The sequence below is a fragment of the Dactylosporangium sp. NPDC051484 genome, assembly GCF_040689395.1.
Classification (GTDB): Bacteria; Actinomycetota; Actinomycetes; order Mycobacteriales; family Micromonosporaceae; genus Dactylosporangium.
In genome coordinates this window covers 250732-271106 of sequence record NZ_JBFAZX010000003.1, presented here as the reverse complement: position 1 = coordinate 271106, position 20375 = coordinate 250732, and the positions used below count along the sequence as shown (strand labels likewise).

Sequence of the window (20375 nt, the reverse complement as noted above, 5' to 3'; positions counted from 1 at the left end):
CATGACGATCCTGTCGTACCTCAAGGCGCTCAACCGGGCCATCGCCGCGGAGATGGAGCGCGATCCCGCGGTGTGCGTGTTCGGCGAGGACGTGCGCGTCGCGGTCAGCAACGTGACCACCGGCCTGCACAAGAAGTTCGGTTCCGAACGGGTCGTGGACATGCCGATCTCGGAGCAGGCGTTCACGAGCTTCGCCACCGGCGCGGCGCTGTGCGGACAGCGGCCCCTGATCGAGTTCCAGATCCCGGCGCTGCTGTTCCTGGCCTTCGAGCAGATCGCCAACCAGGCGCACAAGTTCTCGCTGATGACCGGCGGGCAGGCCGCCGTGCCGGTCACCTACCTGCTGCCGAGCTCCGGCTCCCGGGGCGGGTGGGCCGGGCAGCACTCCGACCACCCGTACAGCCTCTTCGCCCACGTCGGCGTGAAGACCGTCGTGCCGTCCACCCCCGCCGACGCCTACGGGCTGCTCGTCTCCGCGATCCGCGACGACGACCCGGTCGTGGTGTTCGCCCCGGCCGGCGCGGTGGGGGTGCGCGCCGACGTCGACCTCGCCTCGCTCGCCCCGATCCCGCTCGGTGTCGGCCGGGTGCACCGCAGTGGCGACGACGTGACCGTGGTCGCCGTCGGCCACCTCGTCCACGACGCGCTCGCCGTCGCCGAGGAGCTCGCCGGCACCGTCTCCGTGGAGGTCTTCGACCCGCGGACCCTGCACCCGTTCGACTGGGCCGGGCTGGCCGCGTCGCTGGAGCGCACCGGCCGGCTCGTGGTCGTGGACGACTCGAACCGCTCCTGCGGCATCGCCGGGGAGATCCTCGCCTCCGCCGCGGAGGGCATGCGGCTCATCGCGCCGCCGCGGCGGGTCACCCGCCCGGACGCCGCGGTGCTGCCCTTCGCCCGCGACCTGGACCTGGCGCTGCAGCCCAGCCGTGCCCAGATCCGCGCCGCGGTCGAGGACGTCGCCAAGCTGGGTCAGGAGGGCTGAATGAGCGTCGCACTGGTCACCGGGGGTGGCGGCGGGATCGGCGCGGCGATCTGCGCGCGGCTCGCCGCGCTCGGGCACACCGTCGTCGTCGCCGACCTTGACGCCGAGGGCGCGGAGCGGGTCGCGAAGGAGGTCGGCGGCACCGCGGTGCGCGCCGACGTCGCCGACCCGGCGGACAACGCCGCCATGGTGGCGCACGCGGTCGCCGCGCACGGGTCGCTGGACATCCTCGTGCTCGGCGCCGGTATCCAGTCCGACGTGCCGCCCGACCCCGGCATCGACCCCGCCCGGTACCGCCGCGCCCTCGGGGTGAATCTCGACGGGGTGGTGTTCGGCGTCGACGCCGCGCTGCCGGCCCTGCCGGCCGGCGGTCAGGTCGTCGTGCTCGCCTCGCTCGCCGCGCTCGGGCCGGAACAGGCCAACCCGGTGTACGCGCTGACCAAGGCCGCCGCCGTCGCCTACGTGCGGGCGATGTCGACGTCGCTGACCCCGCGCGGCGTGCGCATCAACGCGCTCTGCCCCGGCTTCACCGACACCCCGTTCCTCGGTATCACCGGCCGCCTGCTGCGCAAGCAGAAGATCCCGATGCTGAGCCCGGACGAGGTCGCCGCCGCCGTCCAGACGGTCGTCACCGGCTCCGGCACCGGCGAGGCCTGGGCGCTGGTGCCCGGCCGGCCCGCGCAGCGCTACGAGTTTCCCGACGTGCCGGCCGGCCTGCGCGCCGACGGCACCGAGATCATCTTGAAGCCCTTCATGTCGGCGAAATAAGGAGACAGACCATGGCGTCAACGAGCATCCGGGCGGCGCTGGCCGGCGACCCGAGCGTCGGTGCCGGCAACGTGCTGCACAAGCTCATCGAGCACGGTGCCCCGCTGGACGGTCCCGGCATGACGTTCGACACCCCGGTCGACGGCATCCCGGCGTGGCAGGGCCTGACGCTCGGCGAGCTCTACACCCGGGCCGCCGCGCGGGCCGCGTGGCTGCATGCCGCCGGCATCCGCCGCCGCGACCCGGTGGCCGTCTACGTCACCAACGCCGCGGACTGCTTCCTCAACTGGATGGGCCTGACCTGGCTCGGCGCCATCCCGGCGCTGATGAACCCGAACATCCCGGGCGAGATCGCCGCCGAGTACATCCGCAAGCTGCGCGGGGTCGCCCTGCTCGCCGACGCCGAGCACCGCGACCGGCTGGACGGGCAGGACCTCGGCGGCATCCCCGTGCACGACGTGGCCGAGACCGGCTCCGGCGACCCGGCCGCGGCCCCGGTCGCGTTCCGGCACCACCCCGACGACCCGATCGCCATCACCCACTCCTCGGGCACCACCCGCATGCCGACCGCGGTCGTGCACTCGCACGCCAGCCTGTTCCACGCCACCCGGCGGATCCGGCTCAGCGGCCCCCGCGCGCAGGGCACCGAGCGCATCCTCAGCGCGCTGCCCGCGCCGCACGCGGCCGGCATCATGACCATCAACCACGCCCTGAGCAACCGCTCGGAGCTGCTGTTCCTGTCCCGGCAGAGCGACGGCGCGGCGGTGCTGGACGCGATCGAGCAGTGGAAGCCCACCGGCGTCTTCGGCTTCGCGGTCACCTGGGCGGAGCTTGCCCGCTTCGACCTCGACGCGCACGAGCTGGACTCGGTGTCGCTGTGGTTCAACACCGGCGACTGCGCGCACGAGCCGCACATCCGCAACCTGGTGAACGTGGGCAGCCGCAACGTGGTCACCCGCGAGGGCGTGACCCGAGTCAAGGGCTCCAGCTTCGTCGACGGGCTCGGCTCCACCGAGATGGGCCACTCCGCCTTCCACATCACGCACCGCAACGACACCGAGCGCTACGGCCGCTGCGTCGGCGTCCCGCACGTCTTCGCCGACGTCGCGCTGCTGGACACCGAGACCGGCCAGGAGGTGCCGGTCGGCGCCGTCGGGCACTTCGGCCTCAAGTCGCCGACGCTCGCCCCCGGCTACTGGAACGACCACGTCAACACCTACCGCAACCGCCTCGCCGGCTACTACCTCACGGGCGACCTCATGTACCGCGACGAGGAGGGCTACTACTACCACGTCGACCGGGCCGTGGACTCCGTCGACCTCGGCGGCGGCGAGTGGCTCTACACCGCCATGTCGGAGGAGCGGATCCTGCGGGCGGTGCCCGACGTGCGCGACTGCACGGTCGTGTCGGCGCGCACCGCCGAGGGCAAGGTCGTCACCGATGTGCTGCTGTCCCTGCACACGGGCGCCGACCCGTCGCTGGACCACACCGAGAAGGTCCGCGGCGCGCTCACCCCGGCCGCCGGGGCGACGCTGCGGCGGGTCGTCGTCTTCTCCGACGACGACATTGTGCTCGGCCCGACCGGCAAGGTACGCAAGTTCCTCATGCGCCAGCGGCACCTCGCCGCGATGGCGAATGCCTAGCCTCAAGGCGCCGCCCCTCGAGCTCCGGCCGGCCGCGCGCATCCCGGTGCGCTTCGCCGGCGAGGGTGCGGGGCTCGGGGAGCTTTCCTGGGGCCAGCGCGAGATCTGGCTGACGATGCTGCGGCAGCGCTCCTGGCTGCCCATCGGCGGCTGGTCGCGGCTTGCCCCGGGCACCACCCTCGCCGGCGTGGCCGACGAACTGCGCTGGATCATGGCGCGGTACCAGCCGATGCGCACCCGGCTGCGCTTCACCGACGACGGCCGGCCACTGCAGAGCGTCGCCGACCGCGGCACGATCGGCCTGGACGTGTACGACTGCCCGGACGACGCCGACCCGGAGGCGTTCGTCGTCGCGCTCGACGCCCGGGACCGGGCCCGCGCGTACGACTTCGTCGAGGAGTGGCCGGTGCGCATGGGCGTGGTCCGCCACCGCGGCGCGCCGACGCACCTGTCCACGGTGATGACCCACCTGGTCACCGACGGGCTCGGCGGGCGGATCTTCCTGACCGAGATCGCCGACCGGGGCGCCGCGGCGCCGGACACCGGCATGCCGCCGCTGGAGCAGGCCCACTGGCAGGGCGGCCCGGCCGGGCTGCGGCAGAGCGGGTCCGCGCTGCGGCACTGGGAGCGGACCCTGCACCGGCTGCCGGCGGCTCGGCCGGCATCCGATGTGGACGGTCCGCGGTTCTACCGGGGCGAGCTGACGACCCAGGCGCTGCCGGCGGCCCTGCACGTGCTGTCCGAGCGCGCCGACGCGGACTCCTCGCAGGTGCTCATGACGCTGCTCGCCCAGGCGGCCTGCGCCGATGACGGGGATGCGGTGCTGCGGCCCATGGTGAGCAACCGGTTCCGGCGCGGGTTCGCCACGGTGGTGGCGATGGTCGCCCAGCGCGGGATCTGCGCGGTGGACGTGGCCGGGGAGCCGTTCGCCGAGGCCCTGCGACGGGTCGGCGCGAGCGCGATGGCCGCCTACAAGTACGCGTACCTCGACCCGGACGCGGTGGCCGGGCTCTTCGCGCGCATGGGTGTCGACCCGGAGGCGGGCGTGTGGTTCAATGACCGCCGCGTCGGCACTCGGCAGGGCTTCGCCGGGCCGCTGCCCACGGCCGGCGAGCTGCGCGCCGCGCCGCCGGGAGCCTTCCGCTGGACGGTGGCGCAGGACGACCCGTTCGACCCGCTCAGCGTCGACGTGGACGACGTGCCGGAGGGGTTTTTGCTGACCGTCTTCACCGACGCGAGCCGGCTCGCCCCGGCGGGCGCCGAGGCGCTGGTGCGCTCGGTGGAGGCACGCGCGGTACAAGAGGCGATCCGGCTTCTGGAGAGCGAGGACGTATGACCTCAATGGCCGCGGTGGGCACGTTCGTGCCAGCCGACCGGGTCCCGATCGAGTCCTACGCGGACGCGTTCGACCTGAGCCCGATGCAGGTGCGCGTGTTCCGCCGCTACCACAAGATCGGCTCGGCGGCGCGGTCCGAACAGCCGCTGACCGGCCTGCTGCGCCTGGCGCTCGCCGACCTGGCGCTGACGCCGGAACTGGCGGCGCGGGTGCGGTACGTGCTGTATGCGCGCAGCTTCCCGGTGGTCGTGCCGTATCCGCACAACCCGCTGCACGAGGTGCTGGCCGAAGCCGGGCTCGGGCACGCGCAGGCGTTCGCGATCGGGCAGCAGGCGTGTGCGTCCGGGCTGCTGGCGATCGACCTGGCCGGGCGGCTGCTCGCCGCGGACGGCGACGACGGTCTCGCCGTGGTGCTGGCCGGGGAGAAGGCGTTCACCGGCGAGACGCGGTTCGTGCCGGAGACCTCGATGTTCGGCGAGGGCGCCGCCGCGTGCCTCGTGTCCGCCGCGGGCGGGCGCGACCGGCTGCTGTCCTACGTGGCGCGGCTGCGCGGCGAGTTCGACGGCGATCAGGAGGAGGTGGCCTCGGAGTTCCAGCGCATCTATCACGACGCGCTCGGCGAGGCGGTCACCGCCGCGGTCGCCGAGGCCGGAATCGCGCTGCAGGACGTGGCGGTGATCCTGCCGCACAACGTCAACAACATCGCGTGGCAGCGCACCTGCAAGCGGATCGACTTCCCGCTCGAGCGGGTGCTGCTCGACCACGTCGCCGATTACGGCCACGTATTCTGCGCCGACGCGTTCATCAACCACCGGACCGCGATCGAGCGCGGACTGCTGCGGCCCGGGGACCGCTACGTCATCGCCGCCGCCGGGGCCGGGCGCGGCGCCACGTTCTCCGCCATGGTCTTCGAGCACTGACTCAGCACTGAAATCCGGAGGATCTACCGTGTCCGACACCGCGACCATCGACCCGGCGCTGCGCGAGCACGTCGTGGAAACCATCTGCGCCCTGCTCCCCCGCGTGCTCAAGCGGGAGGTGCCCGACGCTTCCGAGAGCACGACGCTGATGGACGACCTCGGGATGAGCTCGACCACCGGCCTGGAACTGGTGCTGGAGCTGGAGGACCGCCTGGAGCGGGAGATCAGCGTCGAGGACCTGGGCCGCGACGACTTCGAGACGGTCGGCACCCTCGCCAGCTACGTCGCCGGCAACCTGCTGCCGGAGGAGTGACGGTGCCAGGGGCGCCATGGGGCCTGCGCCGCGCGGTGGCGCGGCGCTTCGAGGGGCCGGCCGCGCAGGCCGTCGACACCGCGCACGCCGCGCGGCTGGCGACGTACCTGACCGACCTGCTGGAGCCGTACGGCCTGGGCCCCGCCGACGGGATGGGCGACGGGCAGTCGTACGCCGAGATGGCGGCCACGCTGTTGCCGGACGAGCCGGTGGACGCGCTGGTCCTCGCCTACGACATCCCCGACATCGCGCCCGGGCGGGCGACGGCGACGTACCTCAGCCACCTCTGCCCGGGCGACCCGATGTCGTTCGCGGTGTCGGACCAGGGCCGCGCCGGCGCGCACACGGCGCTGCGGCTGCTGCACGACTACGCCCGGTCCGGCACGTACCCGCGCGGGCTGCTGATCGTCGTGGAGCAGGCGTCGCTGCCGTACGACCCGGGCGTGCCGGTGGAGGTGCCGGCCGCGCACTGCGCCGTCGCCGTCCACCTCGGACCGTCCACCCTGCAGGCCGCGGTGCCGCGGATCCTCCCCGGCGTCGAGCCGCAGGACATCGCCGGGCTGCTGGGCGACGTCGGCCCGGCGACGCTGGTGCTCGGCGGCCACCTGGCCGATCTGGACGCGAAGGCCGACACGATCGTGCGCGCCGACCCCGCGCAGCCGATGACCGGCGTCTGGGAGGCGCTGGCGTCGGTCGAGGGTCCCGTGGTGCTCGCCGACTACGACCCGGCGCTGCGATACCTGTGCGTCAGCTCGTTCGGATGACGAACGGCGCCGGGCCGGCGAGGGCGACCGCGGCCCGGAAGCCGTCCGGCGCCGCGAGGTCGGCCACGGCGTAGACGACGCCGTCGTGCTCGACGGGCGGCGGCGGGTCGCCGGCCACCGGCAGGGACAGGCCGCGGGTGAGCCGGTCGCCGGCCGCCTTCACCACGGCCTCCTTGCGGGCCCACAGCCGCGCGAACTCCCCCGCACCCCGCCGTGCCACCAGGTCCGCCTCGGCCGGCGGGAAGAAGCGGCGGGCCATGGCCGCGAAGTCTAGCCCGGGCACCAGGTCCTGCAGGTCGACGCCGACGGGCCGATCGTCCGTGACGGCGATCAGCGCGAGATCGCCGGCGTGGGAGAGGTTGAACTGCAGGCGCTCCCCGTCGAGGGCGGGTTTGCCGTTCGGGCCGCGGACCCAGCACCCCTCACGGCCGCCCAGGCGCCGCGTCACGATGCGGCGCAGGGCCACGCGCGCGGCGAACCGGGCTCGGTCCGCCCCACCGGGCAGCTCGCCGGTGTCGACCTCGCGGGTGTCGACGTGCCAGACGTCGACCGTGCTCACCGCGACAGCAGGCCGGCCAGGCGGCGCACGCCCTCGTCGATCCGCTCCGGCTCCAGGGCGCTGCACGACAGCCGGATCGCGTGCGTCCCGCCGCCGCCGACGTAGAAGAAGCGCATCGGCGTCCACAGCACGCCGTGCTCACGGGCGGAGACCTCCAGCAGCTCCTCGCTCGCGTCCACGGGCACGTCGACGACGACGAAGAAGCCGCCGCTGGGGCGGTTCCAGCGCACGGGGGTGCCGTCGAAGTGCCGGTGCAGCGCGGCCAGCAGCCTGGCGAGGTTGTGCCGGTAGAACGCGATCTTCGCCTGGTTGGCCGTGCGCAGGCTGAACCCGCAGTCGATGAGCATGCCGCCGACGACGGCCTGGGAGAGCGCCGAGGTGTTGACGGTCAGCATGCTCTTGACCGTGGACAGTTCCTCGGCGAGCAGGGTTTGCCGGCCGGCGGCGTCGACGACGGGCTGGTCGGCGACGAGGTAGCCGACGCGGGCGCCGGGGAAGTACGACTTGGCGAACGAGCCGAGGTAGATGACCCGCTGGTCGGCGTCGAGCGACTTGAGCGTGGGGCGGGGCTCGTCGTCGAGGCCGAACAGGCCGTAGGGGTCGTCCTCGAGGATCAGCAGGTCCTCGTCGGCGGCGGCGGCCAGCAGCGCCCGGCGCACCGGGACCGGCAGCGACACCCCGGACGGGTTGGCGAAGTTCGGCACGAGGTACAGCGCGCGGGGCCGCTTGCCACGCGCCCGGGTGGCGGCGGCGACCTCGCGCACCGTCTCGGGGCGCAGCCCGTCGGCGGACTCGGGCACGCCGACGACCTCGACGCCGAGGATGCGCGCAGCACCGGTGAGCCCGACGTAGCACGGCTCGGCGGCCAGCACCACGTCGTCGGGGCCGGCGCACAGGCCGCGCAGGGCGATGACCATCGCCTCCTGGCAGCCGGTGGTCACCATCACCGCGGCCGCGGGGACCTGGATGTTCTCGTCCACGTCGAGCATCCGGGCGATGAGGTCGCCGACGTGGCCGTTGGTGCGGCCATACTGGGTCAGCAGCTGCCGGCTCTGGGCCTGGGTCAGCCCGCGCTCGCGCAGGTGCGTGAGATACGCCTGGATGTGCTTGTCGATGTCGCCGACCGAGTGGAACTCGTCGAACGGGCGCCCCGCGGCCAGCGAGATGGCGGCCGGAAACCGCCCGGCGATCTCATTGAGGAAGTTCATCGACGCCGACACGGGGTCGACGACCGACACGTGCAACTCCTCGCGCGACAACGTCACCATTCAGGCATCGCCTCCCGTCAACGACGTCGTCCGAAGCGCGGTGCGGTCCAGCGCGGCCAGCGTCGGCCGCCCGGCCAGCGCCATCGCGTGGGCCAGCTCCTGCGTGGCGGTGCACAGCACGCCCGCCACACCGTCCGCTCCCCCGGCGGCCAGCCCCCACAGCGGCGGGCGGCCGAGCAGCACCATGTGCGCGCCGAGAGCGAGCGCGGCGAGGACGTCGGCGCCGCGGCGCACCCCGCCGTCGAACAGCACCGGGCAGGCGCCGCCGACCGCGTCGACGACCTCAGTGAGGGCGTCGAGGCTCGCCACCGCGCCGTCGAGCTGGCGCCCGCCGTGGTTGGACACCACGATCGCGTCGGCGCCGTGCTCGACCGCCAGGGCCGCGTCCTCGGCGGTCAGGATGCCCTTGAGCACCAGCGGCAACCGGGTGCAGCCGCGCAGCCAGGCGAGGTCGCCCCAGGTCAGCGAGGAGTCGAAGGAGTCGCTGGCGTGCCGGGCGAGGGCGGAGCTCCCGGCGTCGCGCTCGTGCGCCGAGGCCATCACGGCCGGGTCGATGTTGACCGCGGCGACGCCGCCGCCGATCGCGAAGCCGTTTCGCATGTCGCGCCAGCGCCGGCCCATCCGCGGCACGTCGACGGTGAGCATGATGGCGCCGAAGCCGGCCTGCTCCGCGCGCTGCGCCAGGGACCGCATCACGTCGCGGCGGCGCAGCCAGTACAGCTGCAGCCATGGCCCGGTCGAGGACGCCTCGGCGATGTCCTCGATCGTGCGGCTGGCGAACATGGCCGCGACGAACAGCGCGCCGGCCGCGCCCGCGCCCCGCGCCGTGGCGACCTCGCCCTCGGCGTCGATGAGCCGCTGGTAGGCGGTCGGCGCGACCCCGATCGGCGTGGCATAGCGCGTGCCGAAAAGTGAGACCGAGGTGTCGACGTCCGAGACGCCGGCGAGCACGCGCGGGCGCAGCCGGACCCGGTCGAAGGCGCGCAGGTTGGCCGCGAGTGTGCGCTCGTCCTCGGCGCCGCCTTCGATGAAGTCCCACACGCCCGGCTCGACGAGCCCTTCCGCATGACGGCGGAAGTCCGATGCGGTGAGGAGGATCGGTCTGGTCTCCAGTTGTGTCACCGCAGGACCACCATAGGCGCTAGCCTATCGGTACCCTCTCGCCTTCCGCATGAGCCGAAAGGCCTACATGGCAACGGAATATGCGCTTCACTGCGCCGTCGGCGGGCCGCTCGCCGGCCATCCGTGGCGCCGCTACGCCATGCTCGGCGACAGCGTCGTGCAGGAGCCGGGCGGCTTCGCCGAGCTGGTGCGCGACGAGCTCGCCGCCGCCCGGTCCGGGTCGGTCGGCGCGGAGCCGGGCCTGGCGTTTCTCAATCTGGGCCGGCGCAACCTGCGCGCCGCCGAGGTCCGCGCCACGCAGCTCGCACCGGCGCTCGCGTTCGCGCCCGACCTCGCGCTCGTGATCTGCGGCGCCAACGACGCGATGCGGCCCGGATACGAGGCGCGCGCCGACGCCGTCGACGCCGAACTGGCCGGGATCATCCGGCCGCTGCAGGAGGCCGGGGCGCGCGTGATCACGGTCTCGGTGTTCGTGATGCGCGAGTATCCGCGGCTGCCCGCCTGGCTGGGACCGGGCTTCGCGCGGCGGATGGCGCTGCTCGCGCGGCGCACCAACGCGCTCGCCGCGGCGCTGGGCACCGTCCACGTCGATCTGTCGGATCACCCGGCGATCGGCGCCGGGGAGGCCCTCACGGGTGAGGATGGGCTGCACGGAAACGCGCACAGCCATAGGATCGCCGCTGCGGCCGTGATCCAGCGGCTGAGCGCCGAGCTGTAGGCTGACACTGACAAAGGGGGATGCTTCGATGCCGTTCGACCCGCAGGTGCAGGCGATGCGCGACCGCAAGGAGCGTGACCGGGTCGCCCCGCTGTATACGATGAGCCTCGAGGAGGCCCGCGCGGCCGACCTCGCCTCGATCCGGGCCGCCGGCGGCAGCCCCGAGAAGGTGCACGAGGTCACCGACCACTGGCTGCCCGGCCCCGACGGCAAGCTGCCGCTGCGCGTCTACCGGCCCAGCGCCGAGCCGGCGCTGCCCGTGCTCATGTATTTCTACGGCGGCGGCTGGGTGCTCGGCACCATCGACACCGCCGACGGCATCGCCCGCAACCTCGCCAACGCGACCGGCTGCATCGTGGCCGTGCCCGGCTACCGGCTCGCGCCCGAGCACCCGTTCCCGGCCGCGATCGAGGACTGCTGGGCGGCCACCGAGTGGGTCGCCGGCAACGCGGAGGCGCTGGGCGCCGACCCGGGGCGGATCGCCGTCGGCGGCGACAGCGCCGGCGGCAACCTGGCGGCCGGAGTGACCCTGATGGCGCAGCGGACCGGCGGCCCGCGCCTGGCCGGCCAGCTGCTCGTCTACCCCAACACCGACCAGGCCGCCGACGACGAGTCGATGCGCACCAACGACGACCCCTACCTGTTCAACCATCACTCGGTCGCGTGGTATCGCTCGCACTACCTCACCGACCCCGACGACGCCCGCAACCCGCTCGCCTCGCCGCTGCGGGCCGAGTCCCTGGTGGGCCTGCCGCCGGCGCTGGTCATCACCGCCGAATACGACCCGCTGCGCGACCAGGGCGAACGCTACGCGGCCCGGCTCGCCGAGGACGGCGTTCCCGTCACCGTGACCCGCTACGAGGGCATGATCCACGGGTTCTTCGCCATGTCGGGCACCCTGGACGCGGGCAAGTCCGCCCTCGACCAGGCCGCGAAGCAGCTGCGGACGTGGTTCGAGGTGTGACCCACCGGTGAAGAGTCGTGTCCCGTGGCGATCGTAGGTATGGATGCCAAGGTCCCGTCCGGCACTGTCGTCATCGCCATCGATGTCATTCGTGCCTTCACCACGGCAGCGATTGCCTTTGAGCGCGGCGCGACGGAAATCGTCTGCGCGCCGTCGGTCGAGGTCGGTCGAGATCTCCGGCGGCGGTACCCGGATCGCCTCCTGGTCGGCGAGACCGGTGGGTCCCTTTTGCTGCGACGTCGATCGGTCCGAATTCGCCATGGTCGGCGAGATCCGCCAGGATCACGTCGCGCTCGCACGGGTGCCGTGCTGAAGGGCGGATGCCGTCATCCCCCGGTCCGCATGCGAACCGGGGGATGACGGGATCACAACCGTGACGCGATCAGACCCTGGTCCAGCGCTGGTTCGCGCCGCCGGAGCAGTCCCACAACTGCAGTTGCGAACCGTTCGCGGTGCCGTGGTTGGCCACGTCGACACACTTGTTGGCGGCGGTGTTCCTCAGTTCGCCGGCCGCCGAAAGAGTGAACTTCTGGGCGTTGGTGCCGTTGCACGTGTACAGCTGTATCGCCGTGCCGTTCGCGGTGCCGGCCGCGGCGGCGTCCATGCACTTGCCGAGCGCGCGGACGGTGCCGTCCGACCCGATCGTCCACTGCTGCGCACCCGTGCCGTTGCAGTCGTAGACCGACAGCCGAACCCCGTCCGCGGCATTGGCGCCGGGCACATCGATGCAGCGACCGCTTTCGGCCCCGCGCAGTGCGTTGCCGCCGCCGGCCGGCGGCGGGTTGTCGGCCGTGCTGACGCGGACGTAGTCGATGAGCATGCGGTTGACCGACGGCGTGCTGCCGTCCGGGCTGCCGGGGAAGTTGCCGCCGACCGCGAGGTTCAGAATGATGTAGAAGGGGTGGTCGAACACCCAGCTGTTGCCGCGAACGCTGGCCGGGGTCGCGCGGAAGTACTCCGAGCCGTCCAGGGTCCAGATGATGAGGTTCGGGGACCAGTCGATCGCGAAGACGTGGTAGGCGTTGCCGAGGGCCTGGCCGATGTTACGGGTGCCGCCCACCGCGTTGCCGCCCGAGTAGCCCGGGCCGTGGATCGTGCCAAACACGGTGTTCGGGTCGCGCCCGACGTTCTCCATGATGTCGATCTCGCCGCCGTTCGGCCAGGTGCCGCCGCCGAGCATCCAGAAGGCCGGCCAGAGACCGTTTCCCTTCGGGACCTGAATCCTCGCCTCGACGTGACCATACTGCTGGGTGAACTTGCCGGCGGTGTGGATCCGGCCGGACGTCCACTGGCAGGTGCCGTACCAGCAGCTGCGCCCACCGCTTTCCCGGCGCGCCTCGATCACCAGGTGACCCTGGCCGTCCTGGTAGACGTTGCTGGTGCCGCTGTTGTAGTACTCGAGCTCCTGGTTGCCGAAGCCGCCACCGCCGGTGTCGAAGTTCCACCTCGACGTGTCGACGCCTTGGCCCGACGCGCCGTTGAACTCCTCGCTCCACACGACCGCGGCCTGCGCGGCGCTTTGCGCTGACACGACAACAAGGCCGGTAGCGACCATCGACGCGACCAGCGCGGCGGACGCCAACGACTTGAGTCTTCGCATCTGAATACCTCCCATGGGCGGGTCCCTTCTGGGGCGGAGCGCACACACGGACCCTGAGGCGGCAGGGTCCGGGGCGCCAAGGGATCTGTGAGGTTCCTTAACAGATCTATAGGAGGCTATTGCGGGGCTGGCGCGGAGTCAATACGGGACTTAAATTAAGCCACAGCCGCAGGTCGCGGTGCATTGACAACTAATAGTTAACTTTCCTATCGTCTCAGCACCTGTCATCGCACCGGCGCACAGGACGACCCGCCGGACATGGCGGAGTCGACGGCGGGCCCGCCCACCCTGCCCGCCACGCCGGTCGACCCCACCCGAAGGAGCATCATGTCCCCCCAGTCGGAGTCCGGGTCCGCCCGACCCGGACATCACCGGGCGCGCCGGTCGGCCTTCACCGCCGCGGCCGTCGCGGCCGTGACGGTCGCCGCCGGCGCGGCCGTCACCCTGGCCGTCCAGCCCGCCGCCAACGCGGCCGTACTGCCCAACAACTTCAAGAGCATCGGCTACATGCCGTCGTGGGCCGGCAGCGCCAACTCCATCCAGTACAGCAAGCTGACCCACATCAACTACGCGTTCATCCTGCCCAACGCCAACGGCAGCCTGCAGGGGCTGGACAACGCGGCGAAGCTGCAGTCGATCGTGTCGCAGGGCCACGCCCAGGGCGTCAAGGTGTCGATCTCGATCGGCGGCTGGAACGACGGCAACGACTCCGCGTTCGAGAGCCTGGCCGCCAACGCCACCGCGCGGACGGCGTTCGTCAACAACGTCGTCAACTTCGTCAACCAGTACAACCTCGACGGCGTCGACATCGACTGGGAGTACCCGGACCCGGGTGCCTCCGGTAACAACTACACGGCGCTGATGTCCCAGCTGAGCACCGCGATGCACAGCCGGGGCAAGCTGCTCACCGCCGCCGTGGTCTCCGAGGGCGGCACCGCCAACGGCGTCCAGCCGGCCGTCTTCGGCTACGTCGACTGGCTCAACATCATGACGTACGACGGCGGCAGCCCGCACTCGAACTACGACTGGTCCGTCAACGCGGTCAACTTCTGGAAGGGTCGCGGCCTGCCCGCGAGCAAGGCCGTCATCGGCGTGCCCTTCTACTCACGTCCCGGCTACCTCACGTATGCCGACCTGGTCGCCCGCGACCCGGCCAACGCCAACCGGGACTGCGTCACGATCAACGGCTCCAACGAGTGCTACAACGGCCTGCCGACGGTGCGCCGCAAGACCCAGTGGGCCATGGCGAACGCCGGCGGCATCATGTACTGGGAGATGTCCCAGGACGCCACCGGCGCCAACTCGCTGGTGAACGCGATCTACACCACGGCGACGGGCGGCACGACCCCGCCGACCTCGCAGCCGCCGACCGGTCAGCCGCCGACCGGCCGCACGGGCCGCATCACTGGCCTGGCCGGCAAGTGCGTCGACGTGGCCGGAGCGTCGACGGCGAACGGGGCAGCGATCCAGCTGTACACCTGCAACGGCACCACCGCACAGAACTGGACGGTGGCGTCGGACAGCACGCTGCGCGCCCTGGGCAAGTGCTTGGACATCACGTCGGCCGGCACGGCGAACGGCACGAAGATCCAGCTCTGGGACTGCAACGGCACCGCCGCGCAGGTTTGGCAGTACAACACCGCCAACAGCACGCTGCGTAACCCGGTGTCGAACAAGTGCCTGGACGTCACCGACAACAGCTCTGCCGACGGCGCACGTCTGCAGATCTGGGACTGCTTCGCCAGCGCCAACCAGCGCTGGACCCTCCCGTAACGAATGCTCCCAGCGGCGGCCGTCCTACCCGGACGGCCGCCGCCTCATTTCGGCGGCTGGACGCTCGCCACGACGGGCACCTGATCCGAACGCTGGTCAGCCTGTCGCGGTGACCGGGGCCAGGGTGGTGGGCGCCGCCGCCGCGTCCCGGGCCGAGCGTTCGGCCGCCTCAAGCATGGCCGTGGTGGGCCAGGCCCTGCCGGCCGTCCACGAGCGGCGGGCGTCGCTGTGCCGCCGCGCCGGCCGGGCCGTACTGGCGGAACGGCCGGCCGGTCGTGGCGGCGTAGCGCACCTCGAAAATGAACCAGCCGATCCACCTGATGCAACCGGGAAGGTGGGACGGACCGGTCACGTGATCGTCGGCAGCGGGTTGGCGGGCCAGTTCAGGGCCGCGGCGCCGCGAACCGCGGCCTGCAGGGTGAAGCGGTGGTCCGGGTCGGCGGGGTCGTATCCGGTCAGCGTCCTGATCCGGGCCAGCCGATAGGTGACCGTCCGGACCGAAATCTGCAGCTGTTTCGCCGCCTCGGTCGCGACCTCGCCGGTGGCGAAGTACGCCCGCAGGGTGTTCAGGAGCGGCTCGGCGCCGCCGCGGGCGCCGGTCAGCGGGCCGAGCACGGCGCCGACCAGGTCGACGATGGCCGGCTGGTCGCGCAGCAGCACCCGGTGGACCAACAGGTCGTGGGCGTTGGCGACCGGCACGTCCAGGCGCAGCCGTTTCACCATGGCCAGTGCTTCGCGGGCCTCCTCGTAGGAGCGGGCGATGCCGTAGAGGCCGGGATGGGCGCGGCCGACGCTCACCTGCCAGGGCCGGCCGTACCGTGGGCGGCTTAGTTGGGTGTGCACCAGGTGTCCGAGGTCTTGTCGCGGATCGCCGGCCGCCGGACCGGCCGGGACGGGCTCCGCGGGGGCGATCACCACCAGCAAGCCGTCCTTCGTGGCGACCAGTACGTCGCGGTCGCCGAGCCGGTCGAAGATGACCGCCTCCAGCGCGTTGATCGTCGCCTGCGTGTCGGGCAGCCGCCGGCCCGGGGCGGCGAGGGCGACCTGGTGGCCACGGGCCGGGTCGACGCCGAACGGCTCGGCCCGCTGCACCAGCGCACCGGGGTCGGAGTCGCCGCGCAGCAGGTCGTCGACCAGTTCCCGACGCAGCGCCTCCTCGCGGCGAACGAGGTCCCGGCGGGCCTGGGCGTAGCCCTCGGCGAGGGTGGCCACCGCCTCGTCGACGGCCTGCAGCACCGCCGCGGCGGCGGCCCGGACCACCTCGCTGTCGTCGGAGCGCACCACTGCGGGCAGGTCCTGCCACAAGCGCCGCGCCGCGGACAGGTACAGCTGCACCGCCCGGCCGGCCGAGACACCCTGCCTCGCGGCGCGACGGCCCAGCTCGCCGACCGCGTCCAGGTCGGCGCGGCGAGGCCGGCGGCCGGTGACCGCCGCCTCGGCCAGCAGCTGCAGGTAGTCGCCCAGCAGTTCGGCGGGCGCGCCGGCGTCACGGCTGGCGGCCTGCCCCACCGCCTGCAGCCAGCCCTCCGGGCCGACCGCCCCGGCCCGGCGACGCCGCATCTCACCACCCGCCACGCTCTCCACCTCCATTGCCGCCCCGGCCGCGCACCGGTGCGCCGAACCCTGCTCGGCGCACCGTCTCACGCGAATCGTGATTGCCGGTGACCGGCAACCACCATACGACCAGGTTGCCGGTCACCGCCGATGCGGACCGCCGGTCCTCGGCCGACCCTGGAGATTCACCCGGCGACGAGAGGGAAGAAGGCGGTGACGATGACGACTGGCACGAAGCCGACCTGGCGCGACACCGTCGGCATGGCGTCACCGCCGGATGCCGGCCCGGTAGAGCGCCGTCGGTGCAGCCGACGTGCGCCCCGGGCATTCACGGGCTGACGTAGCCATCTGCTTCGCGGCCCCTCAGGCGATGCGCCTGGCCTGCGGCACGGCCCTGTTCTCGGGGCTGCCCGGCCGAACTCACCCTCTGTACCCAGCCGAAAGGAGACATCGTGTTCACCGACGTGATCGCCCCTGCGCCGGGGCCCGCCGCGGACGCCGCGGTGGAGCCCACGGCGGTCGGCGTGGACATCGGCGGCGCGTACACACGGATCTGGACCTCGGGCCGGCCGCTGGTGCACGCGCGCAGCCGCGACCTCGCCACGGGAACGCGGGCGGTGGTGCGACGCGGGCGGATCACCGACCCGGCCGCCGCGCGGTCGATGCTGGCCACGCTCTTCGGAGGGTACGACCGGCCGGTACCGTCCGGCGCCACCGTGGTCGCCTGCCGCCCCGTCCGCACCGGCGAGAACGAGCAGCAGGCCCTTCGCCAGACGCTCAACGCCGCGCTCGCCCCGGGCCGACTGCTGTTCATCGACTCGATCCGGGCCGCCGCCATCGGTGCGGGCGCGGCGCCCGGCCCGCTGCTGGTCGTCGATCTGGGCGCCCAGGTCACCGAGGCGGCGGTGCTCGCCGGCGGCGGTGTGCTCGACGCGGCACGCCATGAGGTGGGCATCGACGACGTGACCGGACCGGGCGCCGAGGCAACGATGGTCGCGGCGGTCGTCGACCTTCTCGGGCGGCTGCGCCGGGCACCGCAGCACCGGCAGGCCGCCGCGGCCGCGGCGCGCGGCGGGTTGCTGCTCGTTGGCGGCGGCGCGAACCGGCCACGGCTGGCCGCCAGCATCGCCGCCGCCGTGGACGTGCCGGTGCGCCGGCCCGCGGCACCGCACCTGGTCGCCGTGCGAGGAGCCGGGCTGGCCGCGCTGGCCGCTTTGCGCAGCGCCGTCCTGCGCGGCTGATCGCCCGTTGTCCGCATGCTTCCCCAATCCGATGGAGTACCCGATGAGTGTCAACGTCGACCCTGAGATCGATGAACTGCGGCAGCTGCTGGAGGCCCAGCTACAGCTGCACACCGATGAGCTCTCCACCTTGACGGCCGCCGGCGCCGACCCGGCGGACGCCGGCGAGGATCCGCAGACCGTCACCGAGCGCATCACCGCCGCCAGCCAAGCCGTCGCCGACACCACGGCCGCGCTCGCCCGGATCGCCGAGGGCACCTACGGCCGCTGCGAGCGCTGTTCCGGCGTCATCCCCGCGGCCCGGCTGGCGATCCTCCCCCGCGCCCGGCGCTGCGTTCCCTGCCAGGCACGCGGCTAAGCGACGGAGGAGTCCCGGCGGGTGGGTGGACCAGGGCACCCGCACCCACCCGCCGCGGTGATCGCGTCGACGGCGACCGGCGTCATGCTGTTGCGGGCGATTATTCGCCGAGGCCGACGGCCTGTTTGACGACCTTCATGGTGAACTGCGAGTTGGTGCGGGCGACGGCGCCGCGGGCCGGGAGCCGTTCTGCGTCGTCGCCACCGCCGGCACGGTCATGTCCGGGGCCATCGACCCGATCGGCCCCATCGCCGACCTGTGCGAGCGTGAGGGACTGTGGCTGCACGTCGACGGCGCGTACGGTGGCCTGTTCGTGCTCGCCGACCGCCGCCGCGCGGCCCTCGACGCCTGCCGGCGCGCCGACTCGATCGCGCTGGACCCGCACAAGCTGCTGTTCGCCCCGCTGGAGGCCGGCTGCCTGCTGGTGCGGGACCGCACCAGGCTCGCGCGGGCCTACGCGTTCAAGTCGGCCTACCTCACCGTCGAGGAGGACCCGCTGATGGTCGACTACATGGACTACGGCCCGCAGCTGTCGCGCGGCTTCAAGGCGCTGAAGGTGTGGAGCGCCCTGCAGGCCTTCGGCGTCGGCGCGTACCGCACCGTCGTCGACCACCTGCTGCGGCTCGCCGACCACCTCGGGCAGCGCGTCGAGGCGGACCCGAACCTCGAGCTGATGGCGCCCGTCACGCTGACCGCGGTCTGCTTCCGGATGAAGGGGGCGACCGAGGCCGAGCACACCGCCGCCCTCGCCACGCTTGCCGGCGAAGGCACCGCGCTGCTCGGCCCGGCCCTGCTCGACGGCCGCCACGGGCTGCGGGCCTGCGTCACGAACTACCGCACCGGGCTTGCCGACATCGACGCGGTCGCCGACCGCGTCGGCGAGCTGGCTCGGCAGCTGCGGCGGACATCCGGCGCCGGAGCCGCGCGACCCGTCTGAGCGGGGTTGACCTCAATGCCGGCCGGCTCGCCTCTCGTGTGCGCCCCGGTATGGCTTGTGGTGGCGTCGCTGGTCATGCCTCATGCGCTTGGCGCGATCCCGGGCCAGGCGCGAGGCAACGAACAGTGACGCCACGACGCAAGCGAGCGAGAGCACGGCGAGGACGAGGACGCCGGTGAGTACCACCTCAGTCACCTACGACAAACCCTACTCCGGCGCTGGCCGGCGGACGGTTCGCTGGGCGGGGTCGAGTTCGTATTCCTCGTCGATGGCGTTGTAGGAGTACAGCTCCGCGTAGCGGCCCCAGTCGGTGGCCACGTCGAGCTGTTGTGCGACTTGTTCGCTGGTGTAGTGGTGGGCGAGCAGGTCGCGGAAGAACCCGAGCCGCAGGGTTCCGCCGTCGGTTCGTTGCAGGCTCGTGAGCATGGTGCGCACGAGGGGAATCTCGCTGGCGGTGGCGGCGAAGATCTCCTTGCTGGTCTGCACGTCGGCGCCGGCGAACTCGGTGCCCACGTCGGTGAGCGCGACGCCTTCGGCGTCGAGCACGACGAATCCGAGCAGGTCCAGGGCGTCGACGAGCGGGAACAGGTCGTCGACGTCCAGGCCGAGTTCGTCGGCCAGATCGGCCAGGTCGACCGGCTCGTCGTGCTTGGCCAGGATCTCGGCCAGGCCGGACAGCCCGTCGACGCTGGCCGGCGGCAGTGGCGTGTTGGCGGGGGTGCGCCGCGTCGCGGGTGCGGCCGGCGTGAGCTCGCGCTCGCGTCCGGTCATGGTGGCGTAGATGGTGGAGACGAGATCGTCGAACTCCTTGCCGTCGCGGGCGCGCGGCCGGGCCAGGTCCACGCGGTACTCGGCCTTGATGACGCCGGGCCGGGAGCCGAGAACGATCACGCGGTCGGCCAGCATGACGGCCTCTTCGATGTTGTGGGTCACCACGACGACGGCCTTGGTGGGAAACTGGCCGGAGGACCACAGCTCGAGCAGCTCGCCGCGCAGGTTCTCGGCGGTCAGGACGTCGAGTGCGGAGAACGGCTCGTCCATGAGCAGGACGTCCGGCTCGACGACCAGGGCCCGGGCGAAGCCGACGCGCTGGCGCATACCGCCGGACAGCTCCTTGGGGTAGGCGGATTCGAAGCCGTCCAGGCCGATGAGGTCGATGGCCTTCAACGCGGCCCGGGCCCGTTCGGCCTCGGGCACGCCGCGTGCCTCCAGGCCGAGCTCGACGTTCTGTTGCACGGTCAGCCAGGGCAGCAGCGCGAAGGTCTGAAACACCATGGCCGTGCCGGGATTGGAGCCCGTCAGCATGGCGCCCTTGTAACTGACCGTGCCCGCGCTGGGCGGGATGAGACCGGCCAGGCAGCGCAGCAGCGTGGACTTGCCCGAGCCGGACCGCCCGAGCAGGCCGACGATCTCGCCCGCGCGGATCTGCAGATCGATGCCGGCGAGCACCGGCAGTTCCCCGTCGGCCCCGGCGTAGGACTTGGTCAGCCGGTCGGTGGCCAGCAGCACCTCGTTCGTCTTCTGCGTCGTCATGGTGGTCGCGTCCTTCACAGCT

Annotated in this window: 21 protein-coding genes; 14 read left to right on the top strand and 7 right to left on the bottom strand. The window is 72.6% G+C overall.

All coding sequences use genetic code 11. The features are described from left to right. Nucleotide 1 precedes the first annotated feature (1 nt). The 7 genes from AB0367_RS07545 to AB0367_RS07515 are packed head-to-tail and all read left to right on the top strand — an operon-like array spanning nt 2 to nt 6726. Nucleotides 2-982 carry a transketolase C-terminal domain-containing protein gene (locus AB0367_RS07545; RefSeq protein WP_366225373.1) on the top strand — a complete coding sequence of 327 codons (981 nt, stop codon included), beginning with the start codon at nt 2-4 and terminating at the stop codon, nt 980-982. Further along, nucleotides 983-1750 (top strand): SDR family oxidoreductase, encoded by a 768-nt coding sequence (locus tag AB0367_RS07540; protein WP_366225372.1) that lies wholly within the window; start codon nt 983-985, stop codon nt 1748-1750. Between the two features lie 11 nt (nt 1751-1761). Beyond that, nucleotides 1762-3393: a class I adenylate-forming enzyme family protein gene (locus tag AB0367_RS07535; protein WP_366225371.1), complete on the top strand. Its 1632-nt coding sequence runs from the start codon at nt 1762-1764 to the stop codon at nt 3391-3393. After that, nucleotides 3386-4729 (top strand): condensation domain-containing protein, encoded by a 1344-nt coding sequence (locus AB0367_RS07530; RefSeq protein ID WP_366225370.1) that lies wholly within the window; start codon nt 3386-3388, stop codon nt 4727-4729. Before AB0367_RS07535 ends, AB0367_RS07530 begins: the two co-directional genes overlap by 8 nt. Beyond that, on the top strand, nt 4726-5649 hold the full coding sequence (locus tag AB0367_RS07525; RefSeq protein WP_366225369.1) for a 3-oxoacyl-[acyl-carrier-protein] synthase III C-terminal domain-containing protein: 924 nt from the start codon (nt 4726-4728) through the stop codon (nt 5647-5649). The genes AB0367_RS07530 and AB0367_RS07525 overlap by 4 nt, the downstream gene beginning before the upstream one ends. Before the next feature lie 28 nt (nt 5650-5677). Continuing rightward, nucleotides 5678-5962, top strand: a complete 285-nt coding sequence (locus tag AB0367_RS07520) for a phosphopantetheine-binding protein (protein ID WP_366225368.1) — start codon at nt 5678-5680, stop codon at nt 5960-5962. Nucleotides 5963-5964: 2 nt separating this feature from the next. Next, nucleotides 5965-6726 carry a 2-hydroxy-acid oxidase gene (locus AB0367_RS07515; RefSeq protein ID WP_366225367.1) on the top strand — a complete coding sequence of 254 codons (762 nt, stop codon included), beginning with the start codon at nt 5965-5967 and terminating at the stop codon, nt 6724-6726. Here AB0367_RS07515 and AB0367_RS07510 read toward each other — a convergent pair. The 3 genes from AB0367_RS07510 to AB0367_RS07500 are packed head-to-tail and all read right to left on the bottom strand — an operon-like array spanning nt 6710 to nt 9675. Continuing rightward, on the bottom strand, nt 6710-7285 hold the full coding sequence (locus tag AB0367_RS07510) for a 4'-phosphopantetheinyl transferase superfamily protein (RefSeq protein ID WP_366225366.1): 576 nt from the start codon (nt 7283-7285) through the stop codon (nt 6710-6712). The genes AB0367_RS07515 and AB0367_RS07510 overlap by 17 nt on opposite strands. Further along, the gene (locus tag AB0367_RS07505) at nt 7282-8553 is read right to left on the bottom strand and encodes a PLP-dependent aminotransferase family protein (RefSeq protein WP_366225365.1); all 1272 of its coding nucleotides are present in this window, start codon (nt 8551-8553) and stop codon (nt 7282-7284) included. The genes AB0367_RS07510 and AB0367_RS07505 overlap by 4 nt, the downstream gene beginning before the upstream one ends. Beyond that, nucleotides 8554-9675: an alpha-hydroxy acid oxidase gene (locus AB0367_RS07500; protein WP_366225364.1), complete on the bottom strand. Its 1122-nt coding sequence runs from the start codon at nt 9673-9675 to the stop codon at nt 8554-8556. A 49-nt stretch (nt 9676-9724) separates the two neighbouring features. Between AB0367_RS07500 and AB0367_RS07495 the strand changes: the two genes are divergently transcribed. From AB0367_RS07495 to AB0367_RS07485, 3 genes are read left to right on the top strand one after another with little or no spacing between them, the layout of a single operon-like run. Further along, nucleotides 9725-10393 (top strand): GDSL-type esterase/lipase family protein, encoded by a 669-nt coding sequence (locus tag AB0367_RS07495; RefSeq protein WP_366225363.1) that lies wholly within the window; start codon nt 9725-9727, stop codon nt 10391-10393. Nucleotides 10394-10421: 28 nt separating this feature from the next. After that, nucleotides 10422-11357 carry an alpha/beta hydrolase gene (locus AB0367_RS07490; protein WP_366225362.1) on the top strand — a complete coding sequence of 312 codons (936 nt, stop codon included), beginning with the start codon at nt 10422-10424 and terminating at the stop codon, nt 11355-11357. Between the two features lie 39 nt (nt 11358-11396). Continuing rightward, a complete protein-coding gene (locus AB0367_RS07485; RefSeq protein WP_366225361.1) occupies nt 11397-11717 on the top strand; it encodes a 2-phosphosulfolactate phosphatase in 321 nt (106 codons plus the stop codon). 22 nt (nt 11718-11739) lie between these two features. Here AB0367_RS07485 and AB0367_RS07480 read toward each other — a convergent pair whose 3' ends face one another. Continuing rightward, nucleotides 11740-12957: a ricin-type beta-trefoil lectin domain protein gene (locus AB0367_RS07480; RefSeq protein WP_366225360.1), complete on the bottom strand. Its 1218-nt coding sequence runs from the start codon at nt 12955-12957 to the stop codon at nt 11740-11742. Nucleotides 12958-13284: 327 nt separating this feature from the next. On the opposite strand from AB0367_RS07480, the gene AB0367_RS07475 reads away from it, so the two are divergent. Continuing rightward, nucleotides 13285-14730, top strand: coding sequence for a glycosyl hydrolase family 18 protein (locus tag AB0367_RS07475; RefSeq protein ID WP_366225359.1), 1446 nt, complete (start codon nt 13285-13287; stop codon nt 14728-14730). A 169-nt stretch (nt 14731-14899) separates the two neighbouring features. On the opposite strand, the gene AB0367_RS07470 is transcribed toward AB0367_RS07475, so the two are convergent. Together AB0367_RS07470 and AB0367_RS07465 are read right to left on the bottom strand one after the other, a co-directional pair. Then, entirely contained in the window at nt 14900-15082 is a 183-nt protein-coding gene (locus AB0367_RS07470) for a hypothetical protein (RefSeq protein ID WP_366225358.1), read from the bottom strand. Beyond that, a complete protein-coding gene (locus AB0367_RS07465) occupies nt 15079-16305 on the bottom strand; it encodes a helix-turn-helix domain-containing protein (protein ID WP_366225357.1) in 1227 nt (408 codons plus the stop codon). Before AB0367_RS07465 ends, AB0367_RS07470 begins: the two co-directional genes overlap by 4 nt. 431 nt (nt 16306-16736) lie before the next feature. Between AB0367_RS07465 and AB0367_RS07460 the strand changes: the two genes are divergently transcribed. The 3 genes from AB0367_RS07460 to AB0367_RS07450 all read left to right on the top strand — a co-directional run bounded on the left by AB0367_RS07460 (nt 16737) and on the right by AB0367_RS07450 (nt 18820). Further along, the gene (locus AB0367_RS07460; RefSeq protein ID WP_366225356.1) at nt 16737-17525 is read left to right on the top strand and encodes a rod shape-determining protein; all 789 of its coding nucleotides are present in this window, start codon (nt 16737-16739) and stop codon (nt 17523-17525) included. Nucleotides 17526-17568: 43 nt separating this feature from the next. After that, nucleotides 17569-17883 carry a TraR/DksA C4-type zinc finger protein gene (locus tag AB0367_RS07455; RefSeq protein ID WP_366225355.1) on the top strand — a complete coding sequence of 105 codons (315 nt, stop codon included), beginning with the start codon at nt 17569-17571 and terminating at the stop codon, nt 17881-17883. 121 nt (nt 17884-18004) lie between these two features. Further along, nucleotides 18005-18820, top strand: a complete 816-nt coding sequence (locus AB0367_RS07450) for a pyridoxal-dependent decarboxylase (RefSeq protein WP_366225612.1) — start codon at nt 18005-18007, stop codon at nt 18818-18820. A gap of 207 nt (nt 18821-19027) precedes the next feature. Here AB0367_RS07450 and AB0367_RS07445 read toward each other — a convergent pair whose 3' ends face one another. Then, entirely contained in the window at nt 19028-20353 is a 1326-nt protein-coding gene (locus AB0367_RS07445; RefSeq protein ID WP_366225354.1) for a nitrate/sulfonate/bicarbonate ABC transporter ATP-binding protein, read from the bottom strand. Nucleotides 20354-20375: the final 22 nt, after the last annotated feature.